Below are 381 nucleotides of genomic sequence, written 5' to 3'. Positions count from 1 at the left end.
GGGTAGGTGGGCAGGTCGGTCGGGCGGGCGCCGGTGCCGTCGAAGAGGACCCGCCAGGTGACGGGCTGCCCGTGGACGAACAATTCGGCGACGGCGGTGAGCAGCGTGGTGGCCTCGTCGCGGTCGCGGCGCAGGGCGGCGACAGCGACCGTGTCGGGGCCGCTCTCGCGGGCGATCAGCGCGGTCAGGACGCCGTCGGGGCCGAGTTCGAGGACCCGGTCCGCGTCGAGGGCGGTGACGGCGTCGGCGAAGCGGACCGGGCGGCGGACCTGGTCGACCCAGTACTCCGGGTCCGACCACTGACCGGGCGTCACGGCCTCGCCCGTCACCGTCGAGACGGCGGGAAGCACCGGGTCGTGGAAGGCCAGACCGCTCACCACG

1 pseudogene is annotated in these 381 nt (G+C 75.1%); it reads right to left on the bottom strand.

The window, feature by feature from the left end:
• Window positions 1-381, bottom strand: a pseudogene (locus PUR56_RS01365) (hypothetical protein); the annotation flags it as partial.

The sequence above is a fragment of the Streptomyces sp. BE303 genome (assembly GCF_036290945.1).
Taxonomy (GTDB): domain Bacteria; phylum Actinomycetota; class Actinomycetes; order Streptomycetales; family Streptomycetaceae; genus Kitasatospora.
This window is presented reverse-complemented; position numbering and strand designations above follow the sequence as displayed.